This is a genomic window from Streptomyces sp. TRM68416 (assembly GCF_014596915.1).
Lineage (GTDB): Bacteria > Actinomycetota > Actinomycetes > Streptomycetales > Streptomycetaceae > Streptomyces.
Genome location: NZ_JACVWU010000078.1, coordinates 1 through 990, shown reverse-complemented (window position 1 = coordinate 990; position 990 = coordinate 1). Strand labels below are relative to the sequence as shown.

Annotated in this window: 2 protein-coding genes and 1 pseudogene; 1 reads left to right on the top strand and 2 read right to left on the bottom strand. The window is 63.7% G+C overall.

Features of this window, described 5'->3' with window-relative positions; translation table 11 throughout:
- Both ICC28_RS41640 and ICC28_RS41025 read right to left on the bottom strand, forming a co-directional pair.
- The coding region (locus ICC28_RS41640; RefSeq protein ID WP_223190807.1) for a hypothetical protein at positions 1-185 on the bottom strand (185 nt) is incomplete at its 3' end.
- Positions 186-376: 191 nt separating this feature from the next.
- A pseudogene (locus tag ICC28_RS41025) lies at positions 377-555 on the bottom strand (ABC transporter ATP-binding protein); the annotation flags it as partial.
- 247 nt (positions 556-802) lie between these two features.
- On the opposite strand from ICC28_RS41025, the gene ICC28_RS41635 reads away from it, so the two are divergent.
- On the top strand, positions 803-990 hold a 188-nt coding region (locus tag ICC28_RS41635; RefSeq protein WP_223190806.1), incomplete at its 3' end, for a hypothetical protein.

Sequence of the window (990 nt, the reverse complement as noted above, 5' to 3'; positions counted from 1 at the left end):
GCATCCACGCTGACCCGGTCACCGGTGATCAGAGTGATGCGGTGCTGGGACGTGAGTTGGGCGGCGGAGCTGCCCCCGCGCTCTTCAGGCTTCGCCGATGCCGGGCTGGTCATACCCGCGGCGAGGGCGACAGCGGCTGCCGTGGCAACCGTGGCCGCGCATGCTCTTTTCACTTGTCTGCGCAAGTTTCCCCCTTGCTGAAGTGTCGGGCGAAAATCCCCTTTCGCCCGACCGGGGGCGGTCCTGCACAGATGTACGCGTGCACCCCCGGAATACGCAGTATGCCGGGGGCTGATCAGCGACCTCAATAGACAACAACCGCACAGAATCGGACTGTTGCGAACCTGCCTTATTCCTGACCGTGATCTGCCCTCCGGAGCGGGACGAGGGTGGTCTCCACCTTCTCCTGGGTGGTGAGTGTGGGGATGAGATTGAAGCCCTGGAAGGCGAATCCGATGTTCTCGCCGCTACGCGGACCAGTTCGGCCTCGAAAAGATTGGCCAAATCGGAGCCATCCAAAACGACTTCGCCCGATGTGGGGTGATTCAGTCCTCCCGGTGCCGCGCGCATGATCGCCACGATCTTCGGGGGGCGTCTCCGCACCGCGGACCCCGGTCCTGGGAGCCGACTTGGAATGGGACAGGTTCGTAACAGTCCGATTCTGTGCGGTTGTTGTCTATTGAGGTCGCTGATCAGCCCCCGGCATACTGCGTATTCCGGGGGCGCACGCGTACATCTGTGCAGGACTACCCCCGGCCGGGTGAATGGGGAATCTGACCCGGTACTTCAGCAAGGGGGAAACTTGCGCAGACAAGTGAAAAGAGCATGCGCGGCCACGGTTGCCACGGCAGCCGCTGTCGCCCTCGCCGCGGGTATGACCAGCCCGGCATCGGCGAAACCGGAGAAGGTCGGCAGTGGTGACACCGCGGCCGAGCTGACGTCGCACGAGCGGATCACTCTGATCACGGGCGACCGAGTGCGGTTGGACGG